This window comes from Herbiconiux flava, assembly GCF_013409865.1.
Lineage (GTDB): Bacteria > Actinomycetota > Actinomycetes > Actinomycetales > Microbacteriaceae > Herbiconiux > Herbiconiux flava.
The window spans coordinates 542,209-564,601 of record NZ_JACCBM010000001.1; the positions used below are offsets into that span (position 1 = coordinate 542,209).

The 22,393-nt window shown below is 69.2% G+C and carries 23 protein-coding genes; 9 read left to right on the forward strand and 14 right to left on the reverse strand.

Features of this window, described 5'->3' with window-relative positions; translation table 11 throughout:
* Window positions 1-3: 3 nt before the first annotated feature.
* Window positions 4-930, forward strand: a complete 927-nt coding sequence (locus tag BJ984_RS02560; RefSeq protein WP_218869962.1) for an NAD(P)-dependent oxidoreductase — start codon at window positions 4-6, stop codon at window positions 928-930.
* 35 nt (window positions 931-965) lie between these two features.
* Complete coding sequence (locus BJ984_RS02565) at window positions 966-1,838, forward strand: SIS domain-containing protein (protein WP_179546699.1); 873 nt, start codon at window positions 966-968, stop codon at window positions 1,836-1,838.
* A gap of 61 nt (window positions 1,839-1,899) precedes the next feature.
* Here BJ984_RS02565 and BJ984_RS02570 read toward each other — a convergent pair whose 3' ends face one another.
* The 4 genes from BJ984_RS02570 to BJ984_RS02585 all read right to left on the reverse strand — a co-directional run bounded on the left by BJ984_RS02570 (window position 1,900) and on the right by BJ984_RS02585 (window position 6,645).
* Window positions 1,900-2,952, reverse strand: a complete 1,053-nt coding sequence (locus BJ984_RS02570) for a zinc-dependent alcohol dehydrogenase (protein WP_179546700.1) — start codon at window positions 2,950-2,952, stop codon at window positions 1,900-1,902.
* A 74-nt stretch (window positions 2,953-3,026) separates the two neighbouring features.
* The gene (locus BJ984_RS02575; RefSeq protein WP_179546701.1) at window positions 3,027-4,040 is read right to left on the reverse strand and encodes a sugar ABC transporter substrate-binding protein; all 1,014 of its coding nucleotides are present in this window, start codon (window positions 4,038-4,040) and stop codon (window positions 3,027-3,029) included.
* A gap of 71 nt (window positions 4,041-4,111) precedes the next feature.
* Window positions 4,112-5,125 carry an ABC transporter permease gene (locus BJ984_RS02580; RefSeq protein ID WP_179546702.1) on the reverse strand — a complete coding sequence of 338 codons (1,014 nt, stop codon included), beginning with the start codon at window positions 5,123-5,125 and terminating at the stop codon, window positions 4,112-4,114.
* On the reverse strand, window positions 5,122-6,645 hold the full coding sequence (locus BJ984_RS02585) for a sugar ABC transporter ATP-binding protein (RefSeq protein ID WP_179546703.1): 1,524 nt from the start codon (window positions 6,643-6,645) through the stop codon (window positions 5,122-5,124). The genes BJ984_RS02580 and BJ984_RS02585 overlap by 4 nt, the downstream gene beginning before the upstream one ends.
* Before the next feature lie 350 nt (window positions 6,646-6,995).
* Here BJ984_RS02585 and BJ984_RS02590 point away from each other — a divergent pair, with 350 nt between their 5' ends.
* Window positions 6,996-7,547 carry a zinc-binding dehydrogenase gene (locus BJ984_RS02590; RefSeq protein WP_179546704.1) on the forward strand — a complete coding sequence of 184 codons (552 nt, stop codon included), beginning with the start codon at window positions 6,996-6,998 and terminating at the stop codon, window positions 7,545-7,547.
* A gap of 283 nt (window positions 7,548-7,830) precedes the next feature.
* Here BJ984_RS02590 and BJ984_RS02595 read toward each other — a convergent pair whose 3' ends face one another.
* Window positions 7,831-8,412 carry a TetR/AcrR family transcriptional regulator gene (locus BJ984_RS02595; protein WP_179546705.1) on the reverse strand — a complete coding sequence of 194 codons (582 nt, stop codon included), beginning with the start codon at window positions 8,410-8,412 and terminating at the stop codon, window positions 7,831-7,833.
* A 61-nt stretch (window positions 8,413-8,473) separates the two neighbouring features.
* On the opposite strand from BJ984_RS02595, the gene BJ984_RS19030 reads away from it, so the two are divergent.
* The gene (locus tag BJ984_RS19030; RefSeq protein WP_179546706.1) at window positions 8,474-9,367 is read left to right on the forward strand and encodes an NADP-dependent oxidoreductase; all 894 of its coding nucleotides are present in this window, start codon (window positions 8,474-8,476) and stop codon (window positions 9,365-9,367) included.
* Window positions 9,368-9,559: 192 nt separating this feature from the next.
* On the opposite strand, the gene BJ984_RS02605 is transcribed toward BJ984_RS19030, so the two are convergent.
* Both BJ984_RS02605 and BJ984_RS18880 read right to left on the reverse strand, forming a co-directional pair.
* The gene (locus tag BJ984_RS02605) at window positions 9,560-9,703 is read right to left on the reverse strand and encodes a hypothetical protein (protein ID WP_179546707.1); all 144 of its coding nucleotides are present in this window, start codon (window positions 9,701-9,703) and stop codon (window positions 9,560-9,562) included.
* A 405-nt stretch (window positions 9,704-10,108) separates the two neighbouring features.
* Window positions 10,109-10,234 carry a hypothetical protein gene (locus tag BJ984_RS18880; RefSeq protein ID WP_271206371.1) on the reverse strand — a complete coding sequence of 42 codons (126 nt, stop codon included), beginning with the start codon at window positions 10,232-10,234 and terminating at the stop codon, window positions 10,109-10,111.
* 21 nt (window positions 10,235-10,255) lie between these two features.
* Between BJ984_RS18880 and BJ984_RS02610 the strand changes: the two genes are divergently transcribed.
* The 3 genes from BJ984_RS02610 to BJ984_RS02620 all read left to right on the forward strand — a co-directional run bounded on the left by BJ984_RS02610 (window position 10,256) and on the right by BJ984_RS02620 (window position 11,993).
* A complete protein-coding gene (locus BJ984_RS02610) occupies window positions 10,256-10,474 on the forward strand; it encodes a hypothetical protein (RefSeq protein ID WP_179546708.1) in 219 nt (72 codons plus the stop codon).
* Between the two features lie 143 nt (window positions 10,475-10,617).
* A complete protein-coding gene (locus BJ984_RS02615) occupies window positions 10,618-11,310 on the forward strand; it encodes a hypothetical protein (RefSeq protein WP_246306421.1) in 693 nt (230 codons plus the stop codon).
* Window positions 11,311-11,312: 2 nt separating this feature from the next.
* Window positions 11,313-11,993, forward strand: a complete 681-nt coding sequence (locus BJ984_RS02620) for a PRC-barrel domain-containing protein (protein ID WP_179546709.1) — start codon at window positions 11,313-11,315, stop codon at window positions 11,991-11,993.
* Window positions 11,994-12,167: 174 nt separating this feature from the next.
* Here BJ984_RS02620 and BJ984_RS02625 read toward each other — a convergent pair whose 3' ends face one another.
* On the reverse strand, window positions 12,168-13,151 hold the full coding sequence (locus BJ984_RS02625; RefSeq protein WP_179546710.1) for a helix-turn-helix transcriptional regulator: 984 nt from the start codon (window positions 13,149-13,151) through the stop codon (window positions 12,168-12,170).
* Window positions 13,152-13,283: 132 nt separating this feature from the next.
* Here BJ984_RS02625 and BJ984_RS02630 point away from each other — a divergent pair, with 132 nt between their 5' ends.
* Window positions 13,284-13,706, forward strand: a complete 423-nt coding sequence (locus tag BJ984_RS02630; protein WP_179546711.1) for a VOC family protein — start codon at window positions 13,284-13,286, stop codon at window positions 13,704-13,706.
* A gap of 89 nt (window positions 13,707-13,795) precedes the next feature.
* Here the strand turns inward: BJ984_RS02630 and BJ984_RS02635 are convergent, their stop codons facing one another.
* A complete protein-coding gene (locus BJ984_RS02635) occupies window positions 13,796-14,257 on the reverse strand; it encodes a DUF4406 domain-containing protein (protein WP_179546712.1) in 462 nt (153 codons plus the stop codon).
* Window positions 14,258-14,313: 56 nt separating this feature from the next.
* Here BJ984_RS02635 and BJ984_RS02640 point away from each other — a divergent pair, with 56 nt between their 5' ends.
* A complete protein-coding gene (locus tag BJ984_RS02640; RefSeq protein WP_179546713.1) occupies window positions 14,314-15,048 on the forward strand; it encodes a DeoR/GlpR family DNA-binding transcription regulator in 735 nt (244 codons plus the stop codon).
* Window positions 15,049-15,363: 315 nt separating this feature from the next.
* Here the strand turns inward: BJ984_RS02640 and BJ984_RS02645 are convergent, their stop codons facing one another.
* From BJ984_RS02645 to BJ984_RS02665, 5 genes are all read right to left on the reverse strand, one after another.
* Complete coding sequence (locus BJ984_RS02645; protein ID WP_179546714.1) at window positions 15,364-17,235, reverse strand: glycoside hydrolase family 35 protein; 1,872 nt, start codon at window positions 17,233-17,235, stop codon at window positions 15,364-15,366.
* Window positions 17,228-18,814: an arabinosylfuranosidase ArfA gene (gene arfA / locus BJ984_RS02650; RefSeq protein ID WP_179546715.1), complete on the reverse strand. Its 1,587-nt coding sequence runs from the start codon at window positions 18,812-18,814 to the stop codon at window positions 17,228-17,230. Before arfA ends, BJ984_RS02645 begins: the two co-directional genes overlap by 8 nt.
* Window positions 18,815-18,927: 113 nt before the next feature.
* Window positions 18,928-20,274, reverse strand: coding sequence for an ABC transporter substrate-binding protein (locus tag BJ984_RS02655; RefSeq protein WP_179546716.1), 1,347 nt, complete (start codon window positions 20,272-20,274; stop codon window positions 18,928-18,930).
* Window positions 20,275-20,359: 85 nt separating this feature from the next.
* Entirely contained in the window at window positions 20,360-21,169 is an 810-nt protein-coding gene (locus tag BJ984_RS02660) for a carbohydrate ABC transporter permease (RefSeq protein WP_173182906.1), read from the reverse strand.
* 112 nt (window positions 21,170-21,281) lie between these two features.
* Window positions 21,282-22,190 carry a carbohydrate ABC transporter permease gene (locus tag BJ984_RS02665; protein ID WP_179546717.1) on the reverse strand — a complete coding sequence of 303 codons (909 nt, stop codon included), beginning with the start codon at window positions 22,188-22,190 and terminating at the stop codon, window positions 21,282-21,284.
* Between the last annotated feature and the right edge of the window lie 203 nt (window positions 22,191-22,393).

Below are 22,393 nucleotides of genomic sequence, written 5' to 3' on the forward strand. Positions count from 1 at the left end.
GCCGTGCGCGTTCTCGTCACCCCCCGGTCGATGACCGCCGGCGGCCTCGAGCGGGTCGCCGAGCTGCAGCCCCTGCGCGACCGCGGGGTCGAGCTGGTGGCCGGGCCGGCGGGGCGCCTGCCCGACGAGGCCGAGCTGCTCGAGCTCGTACCCGAGGTCGACGGCTGGCTGGCCGGGGTGGAGACGATCTCGGCCCGCGTGCTCGAGGCGGCGCCGCGACTGAGAGTGATCAGCCGCAACGGCGTGGGGGCCGACGCGGTCGACCTCGATGCCGCCCGGGCGCAGGGCGTCGAGGTGGTGCTCGCCCGCGGCGCGAACTCCCGCGGCGTCGCCGAGCTCGCGGTGCTGCTCACCCTGGCGACCCTCCGCGATCTGCCCCGCGCGAACGACGCCATGAAGGCGGGCGGCTGGGAGCGCCGGCTGGGGCGTGAGATGCCCGACATCACGGTGGGCGTCGTGGGCTTCGGCGCGATCGGACGCATCGTGGCGCAACTCTCCGGCGCGCTCGGCGCCCGGGTGCTCGCGAACGACGCCTTCGCGGAGGTCGGTCCCGACTCGGGCGCCGAGAGCGCCACACTCGCCGAGGTTTTCGCGGGCAGCGACGTGGTGTCGCTGCACAGCCCGCCGCCCGCCGACGGCTCCGCGCTGGTGACCGCCGCGCTCATCGCCACGATGCGCCCCGGCTCCGTGCTGGTCAACACCGCGCGCTCGGCGCTCGTCGACGACGACGCCGTGCTCGCGGCGCTGGAGTCCCAGCAGCTCTCCGCCTACGCCGTCGACGCCTTCGACACCGAGCCCCCTGAGCTCACGGCGCTGCTGCGTCACGAGCGCACCGTGCTCACCCCGCATCTCGGCGGCTACACCGGTGCGAGCACCCGTCGGGCGACCGAGCAGTCCGTCGCCAACCTGATCGCTACGCTGGGGGTGTGATCGCGCCACGGTGGCGCGGCGGGGAGAATCTGCTCATGAAGCCCGAAGCGTACTCGGCCACGAACGCACCGCTGCTCGAGCACCTTGGCGATGTGATCGGCACCCTCCGCAACTCCGAGCGCAAGGTCGCCCAGCTCGTCGCCGACAACCCGTCGTTCGTGATGAACGCCACGATGGCCGGCGTCGCCGACGCCGCGGGCGTCAGCGAACCGACGGTCATGCGGTTCTGCACCTCGCTCGGCTTCGGCGGGTTCCAGCAGTTCAAGATCTCGCTCGCGCAGACGCTGGCTCTGGGCATCCCGGCCACCCTGTCGACGATCGGCCGCGACGACTCGATCGAGGTGCTCTCGACCAAGATCTTCGACCACACCATCTCGAGCCTGGACCGCGCCCGCCGCTTCCTCGACCCCGCCCAGATCGAGCGCGCGGTCGAGGCCATCCTCAAGTCGACGTCTCTCACCTTCGCCGGTCTCGGCGCCTCGGCCATCATCGGGCTCGACGCCGAGCAGAAGTCGGCGCTGTTCGGGGTGCCGTGCTCGGCGCCCTCCGACCCGCACCAGCAGTTCATGGCGGCGGCGACGGCCGGGCCCACCGACGTCATCCTCGCGATCTCGAACACGGGCCGCACGAAGTCGGTGCTGCAGGTGGCGCAGACCGCTCAGGCGAACGGGGCGACGGTGATCGGGATGTCGGGAGACGACAGCCCGCTCCTGGAGCACTGCGACATCCCCCTGATCGTCAAGACGATCGAGGACACCGACATGTACACACCGACCGTGAGCCGCCTGGCCGGCCTCGTCGTGATCGACATCCTGGCGACGTCGGTGGCGCTCCGCCGCGGCGAGGAGCATATGGACAAGCTCACGGCCATGAAAGAGGGGCTCGCGCGCTTCCGCCGCAATAGCTGAGACGCCCCGAATGGGGTGTGCGACACCACCACAGGTCGCACACCCCGGTCTCGGGCCGGCGTCAGCCGAGTTCGACGCCCTCGCCGGTCAGCAGCACCTTGATCTGGTCTCCGGATGCGGCGGCGGCGAACGCCTCCGCCGTCTGCTCGAGCGGGTAGGTCGCGGTGATCATGTGGCCGGTGTCCACCCCGCCGGCCGCGATGATGCGGATGGCGGCGGCGTAGTCCTCGCTCACGTAGGTGGCCGCGCCCTGCAACCGCACCTGGCGGTCCTGCAGAACGAACGCCGGAACCTCGATCGGCCGCGAGGGCACACCCACGATCACGACCGTGCCACCGCGCTGCACCATGTCGATGGCGGAGACGACGGTCGGCTGGATGGAGACGCAGTCGAACACCACGTCGGCCGTCTCGCCGAGCTGCTCGCGCACGAGCGCCGCCACGTCGGGCGAGGCCGAGTCGACCACAGCGTCCGCGCCGAGCTCGAGCGCTCCCTGGCGCTTGGACTCGAGCACGTCGGTCATCACGATGCGGGCGGCCCCCCTGGCCCGGGCGGCCGCGAGCATGAGCAGGCCGATGGTGCCGCAGCCGATGATCGCGACGGCCTTGCCGGAGATGTCGCCGGCGAGGCGCACGGCGTGCAGAGGGGTCGAGAACGGCTCGATCAGAGCTGCCATCCGCAGGTCGAAGCCCTCGGGGACGACGTGCAGCCGGCTGGCCCTGACGCTGAACACGTCGGCCATGCCGCCCTCGCGGAACCCGCAGCCGAAGAACTGCATGTTCTCGCAGATGTTCGAGCGTCCGGTGATGCACATCTTGCAGTGGCCGCACGGCAGCGTGGGCTCGGGAGTGACGAGCTGGCCGACCGCGAGCCCGGTGACGTCGGAGCCGAGCGCCTCGACGACGCCGACCACCTCGTGGCCCGGGTAGTACGGGGGCTTCATGGTGGGGTGCGTGCCGTGCAGGCCGTGGATGTCACTTCCGCACACCCCCGCGACCTGCAGCGAGACGAGCGCCTCATCGGGGAGCAGGTCGGGCAGCGCCTCGGTGACGAGGCCCACCTCGCCGGGGGCGGACACGATCACGCGGCGGCGCGTGCGGGTGCTGGTGTTCATGCGGTTCCTCTCGTAGAAGGGGAACGGCCGGCAGACTCGGGGTCTGCCGGCCGTTCGGGGTGACGCGCGTCAGATCAGAAGATGCTGCCGGCGTCGTAGAACTCGGACACGTTGTTGCAGTCGATGCCCGCAGCCTTGGTGTACTCGTTGGCCTCGAAGTCGCTCGCAGCCTTCTCGCCGGTGCCGAGCTGAACGGCGATCTCGAACGCACGCTCGGTGGCGAGCGACGGCGAGTTCAGACCGGTCGACACGTACTGGGCGTCGCAGCCCTTCATGATCTGCTCGAGCGCCTGCTTCTGGCCGTCGGCCGAGGCCGCGACGAGGGTGGTCGTGTTGCCCTGGTCGGCGAGCACGGTCAGTGCGCCGAGCGCCATCGAGTCGTTCAGGCCCAGGATGAGGTCGATGTCGGGGTTCGCGGCGAGCATCGACTCGGTGGCCGGAACCGCCTTGTCCTGCGCGTAGTCGGCCTCGGTCTCGGCGACGACGTCGAAGGTGATACCGGCCTTGGTGAGGCCGTCGAGGAAGCCCTGCTGACGTGCCGGGCCGACGATCACGTCGTTCGGTCCGCCGTTCAGCACGCCCACCTTGATGCTCTCGCCCGCCGTGAAGCGCTTGGCGGCCAGCTCACCCGAGAGGGAGCCCACGGCCGCGTTGTCCGACGAGACCGAGGTCACGCCGACATCCGGGATGCCCGTGTCGATGAACAGCAGCGGCACCTGGTCGGCGATCTGCGACAACTGGTCCTTCTCGGTGTCGGGGCTGATCGCGTTGACGACGATCACGTCGGCACCCTGCGAGAGCATGGTCTGCGCCTGGTCGAGCTGCGTGACGGGGTCGCCGCTGGCGTTCTGGAACAGGAGGGTGAAGCCCTGCTCGTCGGCCAGGTCCTCGGCCATCGACTGCATCGCGGAGTAGTAGGGAGCGTCGAGCTGACGCTGGAGGAAGCCGATCGTCAGCTCCGAGACGTCCTTCGTCTCGGCGGCATCAGTGCTCGAGGAACCGGAGCTGCTGCCCCCGACGGTGCCGCAGCCGGCCAGGGAGAAGAGGATCGCCGCGGCGGCGACCGATCCGAGGACTCGTTTTTTCATTGTCATCATTGACCTCATTCGAAGGGATTGCGGGAGTGGTGCCTGTGGGTTGGTGGTGCAGGTGCGATGCGTCAGGTGAGTTGGCGCGCCTTCTTTCTCTTGGCGAACTGGATCGTGGTGAGCAGCACGGCCACGAGGATGAGCGCTCCGCGGAACGCGTCCTGCAGGTACGTCGACACGTTCAGCAGCACGAGCAGGTTGCTGATCACCGCGAAGATGAGGGTTCCGACCAGGGCGCCGAACACGCGCCCCTTTCCGCCCACGAGGCTGGTGCCGCCGATGACGACCGCCGCGATGGCGTTCAGCTCGTAGCCGGTGCCGGCCGTCGGCGTGCCCACTCCGACGCGCGAGGCGAGCAGGAAGCCGGCGAAGCCGGACAGCACGCCCGCGATCACGTAGACCAGGAAGAGGGTCGAGCGCACGGGGATGCCGGCGGCTCGGGCCGCCTCCTTGTTGCTGCCCGACGCGTACACGCGGCGGCCGAACACGGTGCGGCGCACCAGGAAGGCGACGGCGGCCGCCAGCACCAGCCAGAGGATGCCGATGACGGGGAAGCCGAGCAGCGTCGACGACGCGATGGCCCGGAAGTCCTCGGCCTGCGGCGCGACGGGCACGCCCTCGGTGTAGGCGTAGACGAGCCCGCGGGCCAGCGCGAGCATGCCCAGCGTGACGATGAACGCCTCGAGGCCGCGGAAAGCGATCAGCCAGCCGTTCACCGCTCCGATAGCGGCGCCGGTGAGCACCGCCACCAGGATGGCGAGCGGAACGCTCGTGCCCGAGAACAGTCCGGCGGCCAGCACGCCGGCGAGGCCCACCACCGACCCGACGCTGATGTCGATGCCGCCGGTGAGCACCACCAGGAACTGGGCGAGGGTCACGATGCCGATCACCGACGCCTGGAGCACGAGGTTGGTTAGATTCTGCGGCGTGAAGAACGCCTGGGTCGAAAACCCCGCGATGATCAGCAGCAGGATGAGGATGTAGAGCGGGTACTGCTCTTTGGCCCAGGCGCCGACGCGGCCCCAGTCGGGACCGGGCCGGGGGCCGGCCGGGGCTGTGGCGGTGGATGCGGGTGTCTGAGTCATGCGGTTACTCCTGCGAGGGACGCCCGGATCAGGTCGTCGGTCGTGCTGGTTGCGGGTGTGAATTCGCCGACGAAGCGGCCTTCTTTGAGAACGAGGATGCGGTTGCAGAGCATGAGGGCCTCTTCGGCCTCGCTGGTCACCACGACGACGGCCTTGCCCTCCTCGGCGAGGCCGTGCACGATCTGGTAGATGTTCATGCGGGCGCCGACGTCGATGCCCTTCGTGGGCTCGTCCAGCAGCACGACATCCGGCCGCGCCTCGAGCCACTTGGCGATGACGACCTTCTGCTGGTTGCCGCCCGAGAGCGTGCGGGTGAGCGTCGCCGGGCCGCCCTTCACCTGGTACTCGCCGATCAGCTCGCCGATGCGGGTGCTCTCCTTGCGACGGTTGATTACACCGAGGCGCGCGTACTTCGAGATGGTGGCGAGCGTCATGTTCTCGCCGTTGGTGAAGTCCTTCACGAAGCCCTCACGCCGGCGGTCCTCGGTGAGGTAGGCGATGCCCTTCGCCGCGGCTTCGCCGGGTGACTTCGGATGCACCTCCTGACCGTTCAGCGTGACGACGCCGGCGTCTCGCGACTGGTTCCCCGAGATCGAGCGGATGATCGAGCTGCGGCCGCTGCCCACCAGACCGTAGATGCCCAGGACCTCGCCCGGCTTCACCGAGAACGCGATGTCGGTGGCCGAACCGGAACTGAGCCCCGACACCTCGAGCACCGGTCGCGCGGTCGTCTCCACGGGTGCCGGCGGCTCCAGGGCGCTGACGGCCTCGCCGATCATGAGCGTCATCACCTCGGAGGGTGTGGTCTCGATGGTCTTCACCACGTCGACCAGGCGGCCGTTGCGGAGCACCGCGATGCGGTCGGACATCGAGAAGACCTCCGGCATGCGGTGCGACACGAAGATCACCGAGACACCGGCGGCGCGCTCCCGCTCCACCAGGGCGAGCACGTCCTTGAAGTGCTCCTCGGTGGTCGACGCCGTGGTCTCGTCGAGCAGCAGCACGGTGTGGTCGTTCACCTGGGTGCGGCTGAGGGCGAGCATCTGGCGGAGGCCCGGGCCGAGATCGCGGCCGAGTCGGTCGGGCGAGACGCCGTGCAGCCCCACGCTCGCCAGCACGTCCCGGGTGGCCTGTGCCCGGCGGCGGGAGGTGAGCCCCCAGGGACGAACCGAGCCGGCGGAGCTGATGGACTTGATCCACACGTTCTCGGCGACCGTGAAGTCGTCGATGATCATCGGCTCCTGGTGCATCAGCAGGATTCCGGCGTCGGCGGCGTCGGCCGGTCCCGCGATCTGCTTGTCCCAGCCGGCGATGCGGATGGAGCCGCTGGTGGGCTGCTCCTGCCCGGCGAGCAGGCGCGCCAGCGTCGACTTTCCGGCGCCGTTGGCACCGCAGATGGCGAGCACCTCGCCCGCGTAGCCCGAGAGCGAGACCCCATCGAGCGCGGTGACGCCCGGGTAACTCTTCGACACCCCGACCGCCTCGAAGGCGACGGTCTTCGTCGTAGACGGATCAGACATGGTCGGGTGGCTCCTTTGCGCACATCTTTCGGACGTGTAGTAACACTACATTATATTACCGACGGCGAGCTCATATCTCGACTCTGAAGCATCCGGAAGTGGAATTTAGGTAGTGCGGCTACCGCAAACGCGGGGCTGTTGTGCTGGAACCATGGTGTTTTCACTCCCCGGCGCCGGGATCAACGCATCATGAACCGGTACAGCCCATCCTGTTCGCCCCCGCAACCGCCGACTTTGCCTGGTTGTTGAACTGGCTCTGGGTGGACAGGCACAATACGTCCTCGTACCGGAAGAGTCAGTCGTTCTCGCGCCACAGGGGGGTCGACCTCACGGCGGCCTCGACCCTGCTCATGGCCGCGCTGACCGCGCTGATGGGAGTTGAAGCTCTCGACCTCGCCCCGGGTGCGACGGTGGCAGTGACCGGCGCGGCCGGCGGAATCGGCGGCTACGCCATCCAGCTCGCTAAAACAGCCGGACTGACCGTCATCGCCGACGCAGCAGACAAGGACCGCGACCTCGTTGCGAGCCTGGGCGCCGATCACGTGCTCCCGCGCGGCGACGGGGTCCCTGCCGCAGTCCGCGAGCTCCGCCCAGATGGCGTCGACGGGATCGTCGACGCCGGATCAGTCGGCGAGAGCGGGGCGGCCGCAGTACGCGACGGAGGAGCAATCGCCACCGTCAAGGGATTCACCGGCACCACCGACCGGGGCGTGCGTTGGGCTCCCGTCTTCATCTACGACCGCATGCGAGACACCGCCGCTCTCACGCGGCTACGTGACCTCGCCGAATCCGGCGCTCTCACACTCCGAGTCGCCGGTACATACCCGATCGAGCACGTCGCAGACGCTCATCGACTCATCGAGGAAGGCGGAGTACGGGGACGGCCCGTACTGGTCTTCTAACCTCAGACCCACCGATCCGGGCCCAGATTCTTAGGATTGCAGTTCCGCAATTGAAGCGTTCGGCACACACGCTTACGAACCACGAACAAGCATCGCTATGTCGACTAGCAAGATATATGACCCACCCTTTTTTGGGGGGCAGTGGCTGCGAGATGGTCGAGTGCGGTCCCGTGCACGACGGTCCGGGCTGACGCACTGTGGCTGTGGGCTCCAGTGGGCGTCTGAATCACTGGGACACGCCCTCTTGGATCCCTGGATGACGGCCTGAGAGAGCTGGTTCGGCTCAGTTGCGAGCTGACCAGGCGGCGTCTATCAGCGGGAAGACGTGATCGAGGGTTGTGGTCGGATGCTGTGACGTGCGGGCCAAGGAATAGGCCGTGATCACGAACCGCGCAACAGCCCGTCCTGCTATCGGAGGGCAGGCGAGGCCGTCGTCGGCGGAAATGGCAATTGCCAGCGAGTCCGCATGGCGAACGAGCATGGACTCCTCGTACGCTCGGAGCGCCGGGGAGCGGTCAATCATGTCCCAGATCGGGCGCGCCTCTTTCGAGCCGCAGTGGCGCACCATCCCCTCAACGTGTCGTCTCAGCACAGAGATCAGCGACTCGTCCGGCTTTCGTCGGCTCACCGATTCAGCGAAGCCCTGTCGGAAGACCTCGTCATGTTCGAAGACCAACGCCTCCTTCGACGCGAAATGCGAGAAGAGGGTAGTCACTGCGACATCGGCATCAGCGGCGACATCACGAATGCCCACAGCGCCATAACCGCGCTCCAGGAACAGACGCCGGGCGGACTCAGCGATACGACTGCGTGTCTCAGCCTTCTTCCGCTCGCGCCTGCCGAGAGTGTCACCGGAAGCGCTCATCCACCCAGCATACCAAGCACTAACAGATACAAAACACTAACGGGTAGTGTAAGTTCGACCCGTGAAGAAGATCAGTTTTTCTGAGTTCGGTGGGCCGGACGTCCTTCAGCTTTCCGAGACGGTAACGCCTGAGCCCGGTACCGGGCAGATCAGGATCGCCGTCCGAGCCGCGGGTGTGAACCCCGTCGATTGGAGGGTGAGGGAGGGACAGAGGCAGCAGACGCATCCCATCGAGCTGCCCTCCGGTACCGGGCAAGACGCTTCGGGAATCGTCGACAAGCTGGGCCCTGGCGTGAAGGGGGTAAGCGTTGGCGATCCCGTCTTCGGCCGCGGCTTTGAGACCTACGCAGAGTCCGCGATCCTGACGTCATGGGCGGCGATCCCAGAAGGGATGCCATTCGAGGAGGCGGCAGGGTATCCCTCGGTCGTCGAAACCGCTATCCGAGCGATCCACGAGGTCGGAGTGACACCCGGGCAGACGCTACTCATCAACGGCGCCTCCGGCGGTGTCGGCTCAGCGACCGTTCAGATCGCACGTGCCCGCGATATCGACGTCATAGGGCTGGCCGGCGCCGCAAATCAGGACTACCTCCGTGACCTCGGGGCGAAAGCGACCACCTACGGCCAAGGATGGATGGGGCGAGTTCAGGCGCTCGGTCATGTCGATGCCGCTCTGGATGCGTCGGGCTCGGGAATCATCGCCGAGCTAGTGACCCTGACGGGAGCCCCAGAACGCGTCGTGACGATCGCGGATCAGTCGGCGCCCCCGCTCGGCGTGCGGTTCCTCGCCGTCGGCGGAGACATGTTCGCCGCTCTCGCCGAGGCCAGACACCTCATAGCAAAAGGCCAGCTTCACCTGCCGATCGAGAAGACCTATCCCCTTGCGGCCGCAGCAGCTGCTCAAGCCGACAGCCAAGCCGGACACACGCGAGGCCGACGCGTCATCGTCATCTGAAGATGAGTCGACAGCGTCCAATCGGCCGCCGGAGGGGAGAGCTTGCGCCACAAGTGCCCTGAAAATCTAAAGATTTTCGAGGCACCTACTCCTTAGCGATTCGCCGTGTGAGATCCGCGAAATCGGGAGGCTCCGGCTTGTCTCGCAAACTCGTCTTGCGAAGCCCCATGTCTCGGGTCGCCTTCTGCGGATTTACAGGACTCGATCGCGGAGTGAGGCGTTGATCGTGATGCCGAGGCGCCCGCGGTAGTGGCTCGCGAATAGTTCGTCGATTGCCACGTGATCGCCGCCGATGCCGAGCCCCGCCACGAATCGCATCGCGAACAGGTACTGCACGTTTGAGTTTGGGAACGAGCTGCTCAATCACTGGCGAGGTGGTTAGCGGCAAGACCCCGGCCGTGTGATCGGCCCTCCGAGGAGGACTACAAGGACGGATCCGGGGTGTTCAGCGTCGGTCTGAGCGGGCACAAAGACGATTATCAGCGTTGAGGCCGGGGCGAGCAGAGCGCCTGCGGAGTCGGACGAAAGCGACCCCTTTCCGAACTGAATCCCTTCAGGATGCGACCCCTGCTCGACCCGTCGCCCGGATAACCGATTCGGTCCGGCCACGATCACCGTGCCATCCGCGATGCAGGTGGGATGGGATCAGGTCCACAGCCCGGCGACCGCGAGAAGCACACCATCGACGCGAGCACCACCATGCAACGGCACGGCTCTTGCCGGCGCCACCGAGGCGACTTCTCACCTGCCGCTACGTAGCTCGGTGAAGGTGACCGGCACGCTCGCGGGATACACGAGCCGGGGCACGACGTCGGCCTCGACCGCTGCGGTGGCCAAGGGCACGCTGGTCGCTGCGACTCCCACCATCAGCGGCACCCGAAGGTCGGCGTGGTGCTGTCGGCGAAGAACGGCACGTGGACCGCGGGCACCACGCTGACCTATCAGTGGTTCGCTGGCGGCGTGGCCGTCTCCGGGGCGACGAAGTCGACGTTCACACCGACTGCGGCTCAGTTCGCACAGAAGATGAGCGTGCAGGTGACGGGGAAGCTCAACGGCTACACGACCGCGAGCAAGAAATCGGTCGAGACAGGTGTCGTCGCGCGGTAGCCGCGCGGTTATAGCGCGGCGCGCGATCGGTGTCCAGGGCGGGCGGAAAACGGTCAACGGGGGCTGACTGGAATCGGGAGCACTGCAGCGTGCGACCGCGGATCGCGTGGGTGCGCATCCGCAGCCCGACGGAAGGACACCCCATGACCACGCCAGATCCCGACCGGAGGGCCGGTTCCGTGCCGGCCGACTCGTTGCCCGCCGCGGGCAGCCCGGTCGCCCCCGCCACGTCCGGCACCGCGGCCGGCGGCTCGGTGCCGCTCGAGGAGCGCAGCACGCTCCGGCAGGACGTCGTCGAGCGCGAGCGCCGCGAGTTCGGCGGCTTCAAGTTCGGCTCGGCCTTCTTCGGCTGGCTGACCGCCACGGGCACCGCAGTCATCCTGACCGCGCTGGTCGCGGCGACGGGGGTCGCGATCGGCCTCGGCATCCGCGACGACGGCAGCGTGCAGGTCAGCGACGAGCAGGCCACCACGGTCGGCATCGTCGGCGCTATCGCGCTGGTCGTGATCATCCTCGTCGCCTACTTCTGTGGCGGCTACGTCGCCGGCCGGATGGCGCGCTTCGACGGCCTCAAGCAGGGCCTCGCCGTGTGGATCTGGGCCATCGTGATCGCGGTCGTCGTCGCCATCGTGGCGGCGATCGGCGGCAGCCAGGTCGACGTGCTCGGCAACCTGAACAGCTTCCCGCGCATCCCGGTCAACGAGGGCGCGCTCACCACGACCGGCATCATCACCGCCGTGGTCGCGGCCGTCACGAGCCTCGTCGGCGCCCTCCTCGGCGGGGTGGCCGGGATGCGCTTCCACCGCAAGGTCGACCGCGCCGGACTGGGGCGCTGACCATGCTGCCCTCCTCCAACATCCAGAGCATCATCGGGGCCACCCTCTTCGGCGCCGACGACACCAAGATCGGCCGCATCACGACGGTGCTGGTCGACGCCGCCGACGGGCATCCGACCTTCGCCGAGGTGCACACGGGCTTCCTCGGCCACGCCACCCGGCTGGTGCCGCTCGACGACGCCCGCTGGGAGCGCGACGACGTCTACGTCTCGTACTCGGCCGCCCTCGTGAAGGACGCGCCCCGCCACGAGGCCGACGGCGGCGTCAGCCCCGAGCAGGAGGACGAGCTGCGGCGGCACTACGCCGGCGAGGCTCAGGATGCGCGTGCCGACGCGACTCCGCTGGCCGCCGCCGGGGAGCCCGCCGCCCGCGAGGGTGCCGACCGTGACGCGGATCGCGACCGCGACGAGCGCGCCGCCGCTCTGCAGCGTGACCACGACGCCGACCGGGACGAGCGAGCCCTCGATTCCGGGACCGACCGCGACCGCGATCACCGGGACAGCGACGGCGACCGCGATCACACGCCCGAGCATGCTGCGGGTGACGTGCCGCCGGTGCCCGACATCGAGGAGGGGCAGGTACTCCGCGAGGAGCGCCTCGTCGTGCGGCGCGAAGAGGTGCCCGTCGACGACGACTCGTCGGCTCGCCACGCGGCTTCTCCCGGCGACACGCCGCGCATCTGAGCGCGAGCTTCGAACACCGGTTGTTCACAGGCTGTGGATGAATCTGTGGAGAACGCGTGCACAAGACGGGGACAACTCGTCAGAAGCGCGAATCCCCGCCGAACCAGGGTGTGGAAACTCCTCCTCCCCAGCCTGTGAACACCGCACGGAGCGTTAGAAGCAGTTACACCGCTGTCATTTCGAACGCGGCTTCGAAGCGACGGCCGCCCTCGCGGCGAGCTCCCCGAACGCCGCGCGCAGTTCCCCCGGCTCCACCTCGCTGATCGCGGCGTCGAAGCGGGCGAACGAAGCGGCGAGCGCCGGCCACGACCAGGCGCCCGCCTCGACGCGCACCCGGCCGCCGTCGAGCGGAGTGACCACGTCGTCGCCGACGAACGGCCGCACCTCCTCGGCTGGGCGCTCGAGCACCACCGACCCCCGGCTCGGCCACTCGTCCCGCGCGGCCGAGCCCTTGAACCGCGCCGCGACGAACGCCCGTACGTCGCCCCCGGGTACAGCCCTCGGCGCGAACCGGGTCCCCGCGGGCGTGCGCGGCACGAGCCTGTCGGCGCGGAAGATGCGCCAGTCGTCGCGATCGAGATCCCACGCCACGAGGTACCAGCGCCCGGCGGAGGCGACGAGGTGGTGCGGCTCGACGCGGCGGGGCGGCGGCGGATCCTGCTCGACGGCGGCCCCCGGCTTCACGTGGTCGACCCGCAGCACCTGGCGGGCGCGGACGGCGGTCGAGAGTGTGATCAGCAGCTCGGGATCGGTGGGCCGAGCATCCGGAGCCCGCGGTTCGAGGGTGGTGAACCGCAGGGCGTCGAGCCGGTGGCGCAGGCGCGCGGGGAGCACCTGACGCACGGTGGTGAGGGCGCGGACTGCCGCCTCCTCGACCCCCGCGCCGGCCGCGGTCGCGTGCTGCAGGGCGACGGCGAGCGCGATCGCCTGGTCGTCGTCGAAGAGCAGCGGGGGCAGCTCGGATCCGGCGTCGAGTCGGTAGCCGCCGTCGGGGCCCTTGACCGCGCCGATGCGGTAGCCGAGTTCGCGCAGGCGGTCGACGTCGCGGCGCACGGTGCGGGGGCTGACCTCGAGCCGCTCGGCTAGCAGGCCGCCCGGCCAGTCGCGGCGGGTCTGCAGCAGGGAGAGGAGCGTCAGCATCCGCGAGGTCGAACTCATGGGTTCACTGTATTTGAAGAAGCGGACCGGAACTGACCGCTTCTGCCGAGAAAGTGGAGCCGTTGCGGCAGGGTGCCGTGACGTGGCCCGGCGGGAGCGCTCGCCGGGCATCCGCTCATCGAAGGAGACACCATGGCGATCGCCACCACCCCCCACCTGAACTTCCGCGGCGACGCCCGGGCGGCGCTGGAGTTCTACCACTCGGTCTTCGGCGGGCAGCTGGTCGCCGTCAGCTACGCCGACGCGCACGCCGTCACCGAGCCGGCGGAGGCCTCGCAGCTCCTGTGGGGCCAGGTCGAGTCGCCGGACGGCTTCCGGGTGATGGCGTACGACGTGCCGTCGCACACGGAGTACGCGCCGGGCGTGATCCCGCTGTTCGTGTCGATCCGCAGCAGCGACGCCGCCGAGATCGAGCGGTACTGGAGTGCCCTCGCGGCGTCGTCGACCGTGCTGGTGCCGCTGGCGCCGGCGGCCTGGGCGCCGCTCTACGGCATGGCGACCGACCCCTTCGGCGTCACCTGGGTCTTCGACGTGGCGGTGCCCTGGGCGGGCTGACCCTGGCGTCCGCCGGGCACCATCCGGCGGGCGGTCCCCGGGCCCGAGGCGGGGCCGTGGCCCGGGCGCCTCGGTCAGGGCGATCTAAATCAGGCGGCGGGCGGCACGTCTGCGAGGTCGAACCAGACGGGGAGGCCGCGCTCGCGGGCGATCGCCACGTCGGTGTCGGCGCCCTGCGACGCTCCGGGGAGGCGGAGCACGCCGTCACAGTGCTGAAGCAGGCGGCGGGCGACCTCGTACATGACGTCTCCGTCGCCCGCCTCCGCAGCTGGGCCGCCCTCGGTGGCAGTAGCCCCACCATCGGCGGCGCCCTCGGGGGTGGCGGCCCCCTCGGAGGTGGTACTGGCGTCAGCGGCGCCGGGCCCCGCGTCGGCGAGGCCGCGGAGGACCGGGAGCGCCACCCACTCGCCGATCATGGGCACGTGCCCGAGGCGGTGCAGCGGGGCCGCCGCCTCCTCCAGTCGCTCGAGGTTGCGGGCGATGGCGGCGGGGTCGCCGCCGGTTCCGGAGCGGTAGGGGCCGGCGATCAGGATCAGCAGTGGACGTGTCATGCGGGACACTGTAGCGTTAACCGTGCACAATCGTGCAAGAACGTGAAGGAGCGCGAATGCTCGCCGGTCAGCGCAAAGCGCACCTCCTCGGCCTGCTGCTCGACGAGGGGCGCATCGTCGCCAAGACGGCGGCGGCCGAGCTCGGCGTCTCGGAGGACTCGATCCGCCGCGACCTCCGCGAGCTGGCAGACGAGGGTGCGCTGGTGCGCGTCTACGGCGGCGCCCTCCCGGTGCCGCCCGCCGACCGCCCCGTGGCCGAACGCTCGGAGCTGGCCACGGCGAGCAAAGGGCGGGTGGCGCGACTGGCCGTGCAGCGCATCCGCCCGTCGTCGACCATCGTGCTCGACGGCGGAACCACCGCGCTCGCCCTGGCCCGCCTGCTCCCCCGCGGCACCGGCCTCACCGTCATCACGCCGAGCCCCGCGGTCGCCCTCGCCACAGCCGAGTCGACGGATGCGCGGCTGATCATGATCGGCGGCGAACTCACCCGCCACTCCCTCGTCGCGGGCGGAGCTCTCGCGCTCGAGGCGGTGCAGCACCTCGGCGCCGACGCGTTCTTCCTCGGGGTGACGGGCGTGCATCCGGAGCACGGGCTCACCACCGGCGACCTCGACGACGCCGTCACCAAGCGAGCCCTCGCTGCGCGCTCTGCCGACGTCTACGTGCTGGCGAGCGAGGAGAAGATCGGCGCGGTCTCCCGCTTCCCGGTGCTCCCGCTCGCGTCGGTCACCGCGGTCATCGCCGACCCGTCCGACCGCAACCCGCTCCTTGCGGAGCTTCCGCTCGGCTAGCCCGAGACCTTCCGGTCGTGCGCCGGCCCACGTTCTGTCGACGGGCTATGGCCGCGGTCCGGCTATCGACGTGAAGGCGCCAGCCGCCGGGGTGCCGGCTTCGCTGCCCTGGCGCGGGCGGCGAGTGTCAGCAGTCGGCGCGTGTCAGGAGGGGGGCGAGGGCCGCCGCCGCGAGCGCAGCGGCGGCCGACACCATGCGACCACCCATGGCAGAACCGTAGCGGACACGTTCAGCCCTCGTACAGCACCGAATCAGAAATCAGTATTCCATCAGAAACTACTGAACCAGCAACTACTGAATCGGAGACTACTGACTCAGAAGTCGGTGTGGCCGAGGTCGGGCGACGCCACGAAAGACGCGGTGGGGGCCGCCGCGTGGAGCTCCAGCACGACGAGCGTGTTGCCCGTCGGCCGGAGCACCGGTGCCGGCACGATCAGCGTGTGCTGCGGCCCGCGCGACCAGTAGCGGCCGAGGTTGAAGCCGTTCACCCAGACCGCTCCCTTGCCCCAGTCGCGGGTGTCGAGGTAGAGGTCGGCGCCGGGGTCGACGTCGAAGCTCGCGTAGCCGAAGGCGGGGCCGGCGAGAGGCCCGGCGAGAGCGCCGGCGACCGACGCGGCGACGGATGCGGTGGTCGCCGCCAGCGCGTCGGTCACCGCCGAGAGGTCGTCGAGGGCGAGGGGCAGCACCGTCCAGCGGTGCAGCGGCTCGCCGTTCAGGCAGGCCGGGCCGATCAGGCCCTTGGGCTCGCCGATGCGGGGGCCGTAGTCGACGCGGCCCTGGTCCTCCACGAGGATGTCGAGGGTTCCGCGGGCGCCGGCCGGCAGCGCGATGCGGCGGTCGTGGTGGTCGCGGGCGAGCACGCCGAGGGTGACGCCGTTCAGGCGCACGATCGCACGGTCGCGCACCTCACCGAGCTCGAGCACGGGCGGAAGCGCAGACGCAGACGCAGACGACACCGTCGTGTCGATCTCCGTCCGATACAGCGCGAACCCGCGGAACAGCCCCAGCGCGTCCATGGTCGGCAGCTCATCCGACGTCACCCACTCGCCGAGCAGATTCGTCGCGGCATCGAGCGGCAGCGACGCGGTGAGCGGCACCCGGAACGCGGGGGCCGACGGCGCCGCGGAAGGCCGGGCATCCGGAATCGACGGGTTGTACTTCGCCAGCACCTCGCGGAAGGCCCAGTACTTCGACGTCGGGAACCCCGCCTCGTCGAGCGGTGCGTCGTAGTCGTAGCTCGTGACGATCGGCTGGTAGACGCCCTTGTCGTTGGCGCCGTTGGTGAAGCCGAAGTTGGTGCCGCCGTGGAACATGTAGATGTTCACCGAGGCGCCGAGCGCGAGCAGCTCGTCGAGGTCGGCCGCCGACTGCGCGGTGGAGGTCGTGTGGTGGTGGGCGCCCCAGAAGTCGAACCAGCCATCCCAGAACTCCGAGCACATCAGCGGCCCGGTGGGCTGGTGCTCGCGCAGGGTGGCGAGGCGCTCGGCCGAGCGCGATCCGAACGAGCCGGTCTTGTGCAGGCTCGGCAGGCTGCCGTTCGCGAGCATCTCGTCGGTGGGCTGATCGACCGTGGTGAAGGGCACGGTCAGGCCGATGCCGCGGTTCATGGCGACGAGCTTCTCGAGGTACACCGGGTCGGAACCGTACGCGCCGTACTCGTTCTCGATCTGCACCAGGATGATCGGCCCGCCGTTGTCGATCTGCCGGGGCACGAGCACCGGCGCGAGCTGCTCGAGGTAGCGCTGAACGGCGGCGAGGTACTGCGGCTCGTCCCGGCGCACGCCGACCGTGCCGCTCGTGAACAGCCAGGACGGCAGGCCACCGTTATCCCACTCGGCGCAGATGTAGGGCCCGGGGCGCACGATCGCGTGCATCCCCTCGGCGGCGACGTCGTCGAGGAAGCGGCCGAGGTCGAGCCCGCCGCTCAGGTCGAACTCGTCCTCGTGCGGCGCGTGGGCGTTCCAGGCGACATAGGTCTCGATGGTGTTGAGGCCCATCTCGCGCGCCTTGCGGATGCGGTCGCGCCAGAGATCGGGGTGCACCCGGAAGTAGTGCAGCGCCCCCGAGAGGATGCGCACCGGCTCCCCGTCGAGCTCGAACTGCTCGGCGCCGATGGCGAAGCGCGACGCGGGGGTGGCCGTGACCGAGGCGGCCTCCGGGCCGGCGGCAGGGGTGGACTCAGACATCGAGCTTCTCCTCAGAGATCAGGGCGCCCGAAGGCGCGAGCACCACGACCGACCACGACAGGGCCGGCAGGGTGGCGGTGAGCAGGGCGCCGTCGAGGCTCACCCCGCGAAGGTCGGTCATCGCGACGGGCTGCGCGCCCGCGTCGTTGACGGTGTGGCGATCGCCGCCGGGCGGCGTGCAGAGCGTCTCGGCGCTCACCAGCTGCAGAGCGGATGCTCCGCCCGCCGACGCCCCGGCCTCCGCGACCCCACCCAGGGCCACCTCGAGCGCGACGTCCTCATCGAGCGACCGGTTCGTGACGAACAGCACGATCCCGCCGTCGTCCCCCACGGTCGCGACGGCGTCGACGAGCGGCGCCTCCCCGTGCGCGGCGGTGCGGATGCTCGGCACCTCGACCACGGGCGCGACGACCCGTCCGTGCGCGAGTGCCGCCGTGCGCTGGAACGGGAAGAAGGTGCTCTGCCGCCACGCCGGCCCGCCCGGCTCCGAACGGATGGGCGCGATCACGTTCACCAGCTGGGCGAGGTTCGCCATGGTCACGCGGTCGCTGTGGCGCAGGAGCGAGACCAGCAGGGAACCGACGACCACCGCATCCGTCACCGAGTACGCGTCCTCGATCAGGCGCGGATGCTCGGGCCAGTCGCCGTTCATCACCACCGGCTTGTCGATCTCGTTCCACCGCCGCTGGTACCAGACGTTCCACTCGTCGACGCTGATGCCGACCGGATGCCCGGACCCCGGCCCGGCGCCCGCCTCGTCGATGATCGCCGCGACCTGCTCGATGTAGCGGTCGAGGGCGGTGCCCGAGGCGAGGAAGCTCACGGCGTCGCCGTCGGACTCCTCGTAGTAGGCGTGCAGCGAGATGTGGTCGACGAGACCGACGGTGTGGCGCAGCACAGTGCGCTCCCACTCGCCGAACGTCGGCATCTCGGCGTTCGAGGATCCGGCGGCGACGAGCTCGACCGCGGGGTCGACGAACTTCATCAGCCGGGCGGTCTCGGCGGCGATCCGCCCGTACTCGTCGGCCGTCTTGTGCCCGATCTGCCAGGGCCCGTCGACCTCGTTGCCGAGGCACCAGAGGCGGATGCCGAAGGGCTCCTCGGCTCCGTTCGCGCGCCGGCGCTCGGCGAGTGCGGTGCCGGCCGGGTGGTTGGCGTACTCGAGGACATCGGCGGCCTCGGCGATGCCGCGGGTGCCGAGGTTCACGGCGTACATCAGCTCGAGCCGGGCCTCGCGGGCCCAGTCGGCGAACTCGTGCAGGCCGACCTGGTTGGTCTCGACGCTGTGCCAGGCCGCGTCGAGCCGCACCGGGCGATGTTCGCGCGGGCCGACGCCGTCCTCCCAGCGGTAGCCCGAGACGAAGTTGCCGCCGGGGTAGCGCACGGTGGTGGCGCCGAGCTCCTGCACGAGGGCGAGCACGTCGGCGCGGAAGCCGTCCGGCCGGGCATCCGGGTGGGCGGGCTCGTAGATGCCCTCGTAGACGCTTCGGCCCATGTGCTCGACGAAGGTGCCGAAGAGCCGCCGGGGGACGGCGCCGATCGACGTGCCCGGGTCGATCGAGAGTCGGGCGGAGAGCATCCGGAGCCTTTCTGGGGAGAGCGTGTTCGGTGTGGCGCAGCCTGATGGAGCGCTTTCCGAGCGAACAGAAGAAGCGCGGCGGCCGGGGTCGCCGACCGCCGCGCTCCCGGGGACTACTTGACGGTGAAGCCCTGCTGGCTGCCGTAGTCGACCAGCTGGTCCTGCCAGGTCGACAGGCCCTCGTTCAGGTCGCCCTTGTTCTCGTAGGCCTGGCCGACGGTGTCACCGAAGATGCTGTTGGCGTACACCTGGTAGGGCAGGTAGTGCCAGCCGGTGGGCACGTTCTTCGACGCGTCGACGAGCACCTCGTTGATGGCCTGGCCGCCGAAGTACTCGGGGGTCTGGGCGAGGAACTCGGGCGACTCGAGGTCGGCCGTGGTGGCGGGGAAGCCGCCCGAGGCGAGGAACACCTTGATCGACTCGGGGTCGGAGTTCAGCCACTTCAGGAAGCCGGCCGCGAGAGCCTGGTTCTTCGACTGCTTCAGCACGACCTGGCCGCCGCCGCCGTTCTCCGCGGTCACCGGGGTGCCGTCGTAGGTGGGCATGGGGGCCACGCGCCAGTCACCGGAGGCGTCGGCCACCGAGGACTCGAGCACGCCGGGCATCCACGCACCGGTCAGCAGCGTCGCGATGCTGCCGTCGCCGAGGCCCTTGTACCACTCGTCGCCCCAGCTCGGGGTGCTGGAGAGCAGGCCGCCCTCGTTGAGCTTGTTCCAGGTGTCGGCCCACTTCTTCGAGCCGTCGTCCTGCAGGTCGATCGAGACGTCGGTGCCCTCGGCGGTGAACGGCTTGCCGCCGGCCTGCCAGATCATGCTGGTGGCGAAGCCGGGGTCTCCCGTGTCGGAGGTGATGTACTTCGACGGGTCGGCCGTGTGCAGCTTCTCGGCCGCGGCGACGTACTCGTCGTAGGTGGTGGGCACCGCGATGCCGTACTGGTCGAAGACCGTCTTGTTGTAGAACATGGCCATGGGGCCCGAGTCCTGGGGCAGGCCGTAGATCTTGCCGTCGAAGGAGACCGAGCTCCACGGGCCGCCGCTGTACTGGTCCTCGAGGTCGCCGAAGCCGTACGACGACAGGTCGACGAGCGAGTCGGAGAGCGCGAACTGCGGGATGGCGTAGTACTCGACCTGCGCCACGTCGGGGGCGCCGGAGCCCGCGGTGATCGCGTTCTGCAGCTTGGTGTACTCGTCGGTGTTGGTGCCGGCGTTGACGAGCTTGACGTCGACGTTCGGGTAGGCCTTCTCGAACGCGGCGACCTGGGCCTCGCCCGACGGGGTCCAGCTCCAGTAGGTGAGGGTGCCACCCTTCTCGAGCGCGGCCTCGATGTCGTCGGACGAGCCGCCGCCGCTCGAGGAGCTGCCGCCGGAGGCGCAGGCCGCGAGCGAGAGCCCGAGGGCGAAGGTGGTTGCTGTGGCGAGGGCGACACGGCGCAGTGTCGACCTCCGGGACGTGATCTTCATCGGGGGTTCCTTTCGAACTTCTTCGTTGTGGAGGTTTCTTCTTGTGTGCGGGGTTCTGTCGTGCTCGTGGTGCTGCACGGCTTCGTCATTGCTTGACGCTTCCGGCGCTCAGGCCCGACTGCCAGAAGCGCTGGAGGAACAGGAAGGCGATCACGATCGGCACGATGGTGAGGAGCGCACCGGTGATCACCAGGTTGTAGATCGGCTGGGCCGCGACGCCGCTGGCCTGCGCGCTCCACTGGCTGAGGCCCACGGTGAGCGGGTACCAGGTGGGCTCGGAGAGCATGATCAGCGGGAGGAAGTAGTTGTTCCAGGTGGCGACGATCGCGAACAGCAGCACCGTGACGATGCCGGGCGAGAGCAGCCGCAGCGAGATGGTGAAGAAGGTGCGGATCTCGCTCGCCCCGTCCATCCGGGCCGCCTCGAGGATCTCGGTGGGCACCGCGTCGACCGCGAAGTTCCAGATCAGGTAGAGACCGAACGGGCTGATCAGCGAGGGCAGGATGACCGCCCACGGCGTGTTGGTGATGCCGAGCTGGCTGAACATCAGGAACGTGGGAACCGCCAGCGCCGTGCCGGGGATGGCGACGGCACCCAGCACCACGGCGAACACCGCGCGCCGGCCGGGGAAGTTGTACTTGGCCAGGCCGTAGCCGGCCACCGTGGCGAGGAAGGTCGCTCCGCCCGCGCCGACGACGACGTAGAGCAGCGTGTTGCCGAACCACTGCACGAAGATGCCGTCGCGGTAGGTGACGGTCTCGACGATGTTCTGCCAGAGGTTGAAGTCGCTGCCGAACCAGAGGCCGAAGCTCGAGAACAGGTCGCCCTGGTCCTTGGTGGCGTTCAGCACGAGCCAGAGCAGAGGCACGATCGAGTAGATGACGACGATCGCCATGACGATCGTGAGGACGATCGACTTGCGCTGACGCGGGTCCTTGCTGGGCCGCACGTAGTTCGGGCGGTGGGTCTTTTTGACCTTTGGCAGGTCGTGGGTGACGGCGCTCAACTCAGCGCACCTCCTGACGGGAACCGCGCAGCTGCACGATGTAGGCGATGACGGCGGTGATGATGCCCATCACGATCGCGACGGTGGCGGAGTAGTTGAACTGCTGACCGGCGAACGAGAGGTTGTAGGCGTACATGTTCGGCGTGAAGTAGCTCGAGATGACGTTCGGCGCGAGGTTCTGCAGCAGGTTCGGCTCGTTGAAGAGCTGGAAGCTGCCGATGATCGAGAACACGGTGGCGATGACGATCGAGCCGCGGAGGGCCGGGAGCTTGATGCCCGAGATGATGCGGAACTGCCCGGCGCCGTCGAGCTCGGCCGCCTCGTAGAGCTCGCCGGGGATGACCTTCAGCGCCGCGTAGAAGATGAGCATGTTGTAGCCCATGAACTCCCAGGTGACGATGTTGCCGATCGAGGCCAGCACCCACTGCGAGCTGAACGGCTGCAGCAGCTCGAAGCCGACGAGGTCGTTGATGGAGCCGGAGAGGCCGAACTGGTTGCCGTACATGAAGCCCCAGATCAGGGCGGCGACGACGCCGGGAACGGCGTAGGGCAGGAAGATCGCGATGCGGAAGAAGCTCGAGCCGTGCAGCCGGGCGCTGTCGACGGCGAGCGCCACGAAGAGTGACAGCGCCAGCATGATCGGCACCTGGATGACGAGGAAGAGGGTGACGCGGAAGAGCGACTCCCAGAACTTCGCGTCCTGGAACAGCTGCAGGTAATTGCCTAGGCCGACGAAGCCGGAGCCGCCGACGAGCTGCTGGCGGAACAGCGACAGCACGATCGCGTAGACCACGGGGGCGACGAGCACCGCGAGGAACACGATCATGAACGGGGCGACGAAGCCCCAGCCACGCCAATCGCGTCGGGCCCGCCGCATGGGGCGGGGTGTGACTGCTGTCGCCGACGTCATCGTCCACTTCCTTCGATGGGAGGGTTTTCGCTCGTGCTGTTCGTGCTGGTTCTGTTCGCGTTGCACCATGTTTGCGTCAACATGAACGGCACGAGCATAACATGTTGACGTAACCATGCAAGCGCCGACGGGGATCGATGCGCTTCGCACCTGTCTTGAGGGGAATCCGTGACCGACACGCTGAAGACCGGCCAGCGCCGGCC